Origin of the sequence: Massilia sp. CT11-108, from assembly GCF_047302915.1 — a bacterium.
Lineage (GTDB): Bacteria > Pseudomonadota > Gammaproteobacteria > Burkholderiales > Burkholderiaceae_D > Telluria > Telluria orientalis.
In genome coordinates, this window is sequence record NZ_JBKYMO010000312.1 from 1 (window position 1) to 6,881 (window position 6,881).

The 6,881-nt window shown below is 66.3% G+C and carries 7 protein-coding genes; 4 read left to right on the forward strand and 3 right to left on the reverse strand.

What is annotated here, in order from left to right:
• The coding region (locus ACEN88_RS21275; RefSeq protein WP_413342785.1) for an SDR family oxidoreductase at positions 1 to 518 on the forward strand (518 nt) is incomplete at its 5' end.
• A gap of 18 nt (positions 519 to 536) precedes the next feature.
• Here ACEN88_RS21275 and ACEN88_RS21280 read toward each other — a convergent pair.
• A complete protein-coding gene (locus tag ACEN88_RS21280) occupies positions 537 to 1,556 on the reverse strand; it encodes a LacI family DNA-binding transcriptional regulator (protein WP_413342787.1) in 1,020 nt (339 codons plus the stop codon).
• 191 nt (positions 1,557 to 1,747) lie between these two features.
• Here ACEN88_RS21280 and ACEN88_RS21285 point away from each other — a divergent pair, with 191 nt between their 5' ends.
• Genes ACEN88_RS21285 through ACEN88_RS21295 form a run of 3 tightly spaced genes read left to right on the forward strand, consistent with a single transcriptional unit; the run spans position 1,748 to position 5,540 of the window.
• Positions 1,748 to 3,088, forward strand: a complete 1,341-nt coding sequence (locus ACEN88_RS21285) for a GH1 family beta-glucosidase (protein ID WP_413342789.1) — start codon at positions 1,748 to 1,750, stop codon at positions 3,086 to 3,088.
• Between the two features lie 57 nt (positions 3,089 to 3,145).
• Complete coding sequence (locus ACEN88_RS21290) at positions 3,146 to 4,186, forward strand: glucokinase (protein WP_413342791.1); 1,041 nt, start codon at positions 3,146 to 3,148, stop codon at positions 4,184 to 4,186.
• Positions 4,173 to 5,540, forward strand: a complete 1,368-nt coding sequence (locus ACEN88_RS21295) for an MFS transporter (protein ID WP_413342793.1) — start codon at positions 4,173 to 4,175, stop codon at positions 5,538 to 5,540. The genes ACEN88_RS21290 and ACEN88_RS21295 overlap by 14 nt, the downstream gene beginning before the upstream one ends.
• Positions 5,541 to 5,658: 118 nt before the next feature.
• On the opposite strand, the gene ACEN88_RS21300 is transcribed toward ACEN88_RS21295, so the two are convergent.
• Together ACEN88_RS21300 and ACEN88_RS21305 are read right to left on the reverse strand one after the other, a co-directional pair.
• A complete protein-coding gene (locus ACEN88_RS21300; protein ID WP_413342795.1) occupies positions 5,659 to 6,414 on the reverse strand; it encodes a hypothetical protein in 756 nt (251 codons plus the stop codon).
• An 87-nt stretch (positions 6,415 to 6,501) separates the two neighbouring features.
• Entirely contained in the window at positions 6,502 to 6,870 is a 369-nt protein-coding gene (locus ACEN88_RS21305; protein ID WP_413342797.1) for a M23 family metallopeptidase, read from the reverse strand.
• Between the last annotated feature and the right edge of the window lie 11 nt (positions 6,871 to 6,881).

Sequence of the window (6,881 nt, forward strand, 5' to 3'; positions counted from 1 at the left end):
TGTCGATGGCGGCGGCGAAATTCGGCCGGCTGGACATCGTCGTCAACAACGCGGGCGTCTTCCTCGGCGGCCACGTGACGGAATTCCCGCTCGCCGACTTCGACAAGACCGTCGCCGTGAACGTGCGCGCCGTGTTCGCCGCGGCGCAGGCCGCCGTGCGCCACCTGCCGGATGGCGGCCGCATCATCAACATCGGCAGCACGAACGCGCTGCGCATGCCGTTCGCCGGCGGCGCGGTCTACGCGATGAGCAAGTCGGCCCTCACCGGCCTCGTAAAAGGCCTGGCGCGCGACCTGGGGCCGCGCGGCATCACCGTCAACAACGTGCTGCCGGGGCCCGTCGACACGGACATGAATCCGGCCGACACGGATTTCGGCAAGTCGCTGCACGGCTTCATGGCCCTGCCGCGCCATGGCCGGCCGGAAGAAGTCGCGGCAATGGTCGCGTGGCTGGCGAGCCCGGAAGCGAGCTTCGTCACGGGGTCGGACCTGGCGGTCGACGGCGGCTTCGCGGCGTGACATTGCCCAGAACCGGGGTCAGTCGACGCGCTTGACGGACTCGCGCACGACGAGGTTCAGCTGCGGCACCTCGATGTCGAGCATCTCGTGCCCGATCATCTTGACGATCGCGCGGCCCAGGCATTTGCCCACGTCGAACAGCGGCTGGCGCACGGTCGTCAGCGGCGGGGTCGTGTACATCGAGCTGTGCAGGTCGTCGAAGCCGATCACGGAGATGTCTTCCGGTACGCGGATGCCGCGCCGGTACAGCGCCAGCCGGGCGCCGTACGCGGTCAGGTCGTTCGCGCAGAAGATCGCGGAAAAGCGCTGGCCCGATTCCAGCAGGCGCTCGACGGCCAGCAGGCCGCTCGACTCCTGGAAGTCGCCGCCGACGATCAGCTGCTGCTGTTCCTTGATGCCGTGCTTCGCCAGCGTGTCGCGGTAGCCGGCCAGGCGGGCCAGCGCATCCTGGTGGTCGGACGGGCCGGTGATGAACGCGATGTTGCGGTGGCCCTGGTCGAGCAGATAGCTCACCGCCTCGCACGCGCCCCAATAGTTATCCAGGCAGAAACCGTACGCGCGCGGCGAGCTCAGGTCGCGGCCGAAGGCGACGATGGGCACGCGCTGCGACAGTTTCAGGATCTGCGCATCCTTCAATTTGCCGCTCAGGATGACGAGGCCGTCCACGCGGCGCGCGATCAGGAGCTCGATGCGCTCGGCCTCCTCGTCCGCATGCCAGTGGCCGGACACGATCAGCGGCGCGTAGCCCGTGCCCTGCAGGGCCTCGTCGATGCCGGCCATGGCGTCGGCGAAGTAGCCCGACACGAGCGACTGCGTCAGGACCCCGATCGTGCGCGAGCTGCCCGTCTTGAGGTTCTGGGCCAGCACGTTGGGCTTGTAATTGAGCTTTTCGATGACGCTTTCGATGGCCTGGCGCTTTTCCTCCGACACCTTGGCGGTGCCGTTCAGGAAGCGCGAGACCGTCGCCGCGGACACGCCCGCCACACGGGCGACCTCGTGGACCGTGACCATCGGCGAACTGCTGGAATCCTTTTTCATGCGTTTCGGCCTGGATCTTTACACGGCGGCTGCCGCGAAGCTCGTGAATATACACCAGACATGCCCGTTTGACATGTAGCATTGATGCTTGGAAGGAAAAAATGGTGTTGACACCCTGCCGATGACGCATGTACGATGAAATCGATTTCAAGCGAATTCCAAGTTCATTCTCATAACGACTACAACGCGCCATGACCGACTCCATCCGTTTTCCTTCCAATTTCACGTGGGGCGTCGCCACCAGCGCCTTCCAGATCGAAGGCGCCTTTGACGCCGACGGCAAGGGCCCTTCGATCTGGGATACGTTCTCGCACGATCCGGCCAACATCATCGACGGCAGCAACGGCGACGTCGCGTGCGACCACTACAACCGCTACCGCGACGACGTGGCGATGATGGCGTCGCTGGGCGTGAACGCCTACCGCTTCTCGATGGCGTGGGCGCGCGTGCAGCCGACCGGCAAGGGCGCATGGAATGAACCGGGCTTCGATTTCTACACGCGCCTGCTGGACGCGCTGGACGAAAAAGGCATCGTCGCGCACATCACGCTGTACCACTGGGACCTGCCGCAGGGCCTGCAGGACGACGGCGGCTGGATGTCGCGCGACACCGCGCACCGCTTCGCCGACTACGCGGCCGAAGTGGCGCGCCGCTTCGGCAACCGCGTGGCCAGCATCGCCACGCACAACGAGCCGTGGTGCACGGCGAACCTCGGCTACGGCAACGGCCAGTTCGCGCCGGGCGTCGCGGATAAAAAACAGGCGATCCAGGTGTCGCACCACCTGCTGCTGTCGCACGGCCTGGCCATGCAGGCGATGCGCGCGGTGAATCCCACCTGCCAGCTCGGCATCGTGCTGAACCAGTGGACCGCGGTACCGGCCACCGACACGGAAGCCGACCGCCGCCTGGCCGCACTGGAATGGGCCAATTCGATCGAGTGGTTCATGGACCCGATCTTCAAGCGCCGCTATCCCGCCCTGTCGCTGGAAGCGCATGGCGCGAACGCGCCGGTCGTGCATGCGGGCGACTTCGACATCATCGCCCAGCCGCTCGACTTCCTGGGCGTGAACTACTACCGCCGCGAAGTCATGAGCGCGGAAGTCCCGCCGCGCAAGCCGGAAGGTGGCCTGGGCTTCACCGACATGGGCTGGGAAATCTACCCGCAGGGCCTCACGGACCTGCTCGTGCAGCTGAAACAGGAGTACCCGGACCTGCCGCCGGTGTACATTACGGAAAACGGCATGGCCGCGGTCGACAGCGTCGGCGCCGACGGCCAGGTCAACGACACCCAGCGCGTGGAATACGTCCGCACCCACCTCGAGGCCCTGAAGGCCGCGATGGACGCGGGCGTGGACGTGCGCGGCTACTTCCTGTGGAGCCTGATGGACAATTTTGAATGGAATTCCGGCTATGAGAAGCGGTTCGGCATCGTGTATGTCGACTACGCGACCCAGCAGCGCATCCCGAAAGCGAGCGCGCTGTGGTACCGCGACTTCATCGCCGGACAGCGCGCCGCATTGCGCGCAGCCTGACCCCCACCGGGGGTGAGGTGAGAAAAACAGGAGACCGAGGAAGACATGAGGGACACCATGGATGATGTGCTTTTCGGCGGCGCGCGCCTGCTCGCCGACATCGGCGGTACGAACGCCCGCTTCGCGCTGCAGCGCGGCCCCGGCCGCATCGAGGAAATCGCGACGCTGGCCTGCGCCGCCCACGCCACGTTCACGGATGCCGTGCGTGCCTACCTGGCCGGCCATCCCGGCGCCGCCCGTGAACTGCGCCATGCCGTGATCGCGATCGCGAATCCGGTCGAGGGCGATTTCATCAAGATGACGAATCACCACTGGCAGTTCTCGATCGACGCCGCGCGCCGCGACCTCGGCCTCGACACGCTGCTCGTCGTGAACGACTTCGCCGCGCTGTCGATGTCGGTGCCCAGCCTCGCGGACGCGGACCTCGAACAGGTCGGCGGCACCCGCGTGAGCCCGGACGCCGTGATCGGCCTCGTGGGCGCCGGCACGGGTCTCGGTGTCGGCGGCGTGATTCCCGACGCCGGCCGCTGGAAGGTGCTGCCCAGCGAAGGCGGCCACGTCGCGTTCTCGCCGTCGAATGCGCGCGAACAGGCGATCCTCGCCTACTGCTGGACGAAATGGGACCACGTGTCGGCCGAGCGCCTGATCTCGGGCCCGGGTCTCGCCACGATCCACGAGGCGCTGTGCGCCATCGACGGCGTCGCCGGCGCAGCGCTCGAACCGGCGCAGGTCGTCGAGCGCGGCCTGGCGGGCGATGCACTGTGCGCGGAAGTGCTGGACGTCTTCTGCGGCGCGCTGGGCACGATGGCCGCGAACGTGGCCGTGACCCTGTGCGCGCGCGGCGGCATCTACATCGGCGGCGGCGTCGTGCCGCGCCTGGGCGAGTTCTTCGCGAAGTCGTCGTTCCGCGCCCGCTTCGAGAACAAAGGCCGCTTCACCGACTTCTGCAGGCAGATCCCGGTGTACGTGATCCACGCGCCCTACCCCGCCCTGGCCGGCGCCGCCGCGATGCTGGACCAGCAATTGGTCGATGCGCGCGTCGCCGCGCAGCGCGCCCCGATCGATTCCGTGACGGCAGCCGGCCATGCGCACGCCTGACCGCATCAGCCACCCCCTGCTGTGGGTACCCACCGGGTACTTCACGATGGCGATGGGCTACATCATGCTGACGAGCGTCACCGCCATCATGTTCAAGAACATCGGCATGGACAATACGCGCGCCGCCGCGTATTCGAGCCTGCTGATCTTCGCCTACACGGCAAAGCCGTTGTTCGCGCCGTTCGTCGAGATGTACCGGACGAAGAAATTCTTCGTGCTGCTGATGCAGGTGCTCATCGCGCTGGGCTTCGCCGGCGCCGGGCTGGCGATGAGCCTGCCCAACTGGATGGTGGTGATGCTGTCCCTGTTCGTCCTGATGTCGTTCATCGGCGCGACGCAGGACATCGCCAGCGACGGCGTCTACGTGACGTCGCTCGACACGCGCACGCAGGCGCTGTACTGCGGCGTGCAGAGCCTGTCGTGGAACGTCGGGCCGATCGTCGCTTCCGGCTTCCTCGTTTACCTGAGTGGGCGCCTGCACACGGAGGTGTTCCACCACGATCCGAAGGTCTTCGGGCCGGACTGGATGGACGCTTGGCGCGTGATCTTCTTCATCGTCGCCGGCCTCGTCCTCGTGATGGCCGCCTGGCATGCGCGCGTGATGCCCGAGGGCGCGCGCGCGGAAAACACGCCGACGAACGTGCGCGGCGCCGCCGTCATCCTGCTGGATTCGTTCGTCACGTTCTTCCAGAAGCGCGACGTGTGGAAGATGATCGCGTTCGCCTTCCTGTTCCGCTTCAGCATCGGCATGCTGGAAAAAATCGGCCCCTTCTTCATGGTCGATTCGGCCGCGAAAGGCGGTCTCGGTCTCTCCAACGAGAGCCTGGGCATCATCTACGGTACGTGGGGCCTGATCGCGGTGCTCGCCGGCTCGCTGCTGGGCGGCATGTTCGTCGCGAAGCGCGGCCTGAAGCGCACGCTGTTCATCCTGTGCTGCGCCGTCAACATCCCGAACCTGACCTTCCTCGCGATGGCCATGGCGCTGCCCTCGGATCCGTGGACCATCGCGGCCGGCGTCATCGTGGAAAAATTCTTCTACGGTTTCGGCTCGGTCGGCTACATGATCTACCTGATGCAGCAGCTCGCGCCGGGCAAGTACACGACGACGCACTATGCGTTCGGCACGGGCCTGATGGGGCTGTGCATGATGGTCACGGGTTCGCTCAGCGGCATGCTGCAGGAATACCTGGGCTACGTCAGCTACTTCGTCGCGGTCATGATCGCCACGATCCCATCGTTCCTCGCCACGTGGTTCGCGCCGTTCCACCACGACGACGGCATGGGCGCCGGCGGCGACAGCGTCAAGCACGCGTCGGCCGCCAATGACGCAAACGCCTCTCACCGCGCGGCCTGAGACCCAGGCCGTCATTTCAGGCCGGGCCGCGTGCCCGGCTTTTTTTCGCCCGCAATCTCGCTTGCCTGAGAGATGTTGCCTAAAACCGGGCTCTGACCCCGAAGTCTCGACTTCGGGGTCAGATCGGGTCGGTCGCCAGCTTCGAGCGCCGCACGGGTGCGCGGACGCCGTAGCGCTGCGCCGACTGGCGCACGAGGTTTTCGAACCACGGCGGCGCGTCCGGCGCGATCACGATGGTGCGCAGCAGGCGGTCGGCGTCGATGGGCACGACGATGCCGGGCTGGCGCAGGTCCGGTGTGGACGCATCGCGGGTGCGGTCGATGATCACGCGCACCTCCTTTTCGTATTCGTAGGCCTTGGTCTTGTAGGCGAAGATGCGCGTGTAGTCGGGCGAGACGTCCAGCTTCGGGTCGCTCCAGTGCTTCACGTATTCCACGCGGGCGATCGAGATCTTGTGCTCGGCGATGTGTTCCACGGTGTCCGCGAGCTGGCCGACCGTCGTCGTCAGCGCCACCGCGCATTCCGACTTGCCATATAACGCCCACATGGCCGCGCTGTCGTCCTGGTTGCGGTGCCAGCAGTTGATGAAGACGGATTCGCGCATGCGCCGCTTGAACTGCTCGTAGTCGTAGTCGATCTCGCCGCGCGCGTGCGCCTCGCTGATCTGGGCGCGCAGCGACGGCGTGAACGCGCCTTCGAACTTGTCGCTGAAATGGTCGGCACGGCAAAAGAACAGCGTGGAATTCTCGAAGAAATCGAACAGCTTGGCCGCGTCGAGATAGCGCCACAGCACAGTGTCGCGGCGCAATGGTTCGCCCGCGCTGCGCCGGTCGGCGCGCGCGAGATCGACGATGGTGCCGGCTGCAATATCCATGGCTTGAAACTCAGGTTTACCTCGGTTGTATACGTGATTGTAGTGCGTGCGCGGCCCCTGTCATCGAACAGCCGTGCGCGTGTAGGACTATGCCGATCCGGCCTTCAGCAGCGGATACGGATTGATGGCCCCGCCCGCCGTGTAGATGCCGTAATGCAGGTGCGGCGGCGTGGTCGCGGCGTTGCCGGTATTGCCGACATAGCCGAGGATGCTGCCCGTCCGCACGCGCATGCCCGCGCGCACGTCGCCGTAGCGGTCCAGGTGGGCATAGTAGTGGCGCTGGCCGCCGGGTCCCAGCACCCAGACGACCTGCCCGCCCAGCCGGTTGGTCCCCACGCGCAGCACGATGCCGTCCGTGCTCGACAGCACGGGCGTGCCCCGCTGCGCGAAGATGTCGATGCCCTCGTGCCTGCGTCCGCCGCTGCGCGCGCCGCCCGGGCCGGTCTTCACCGCGATGCCGTGTTCAA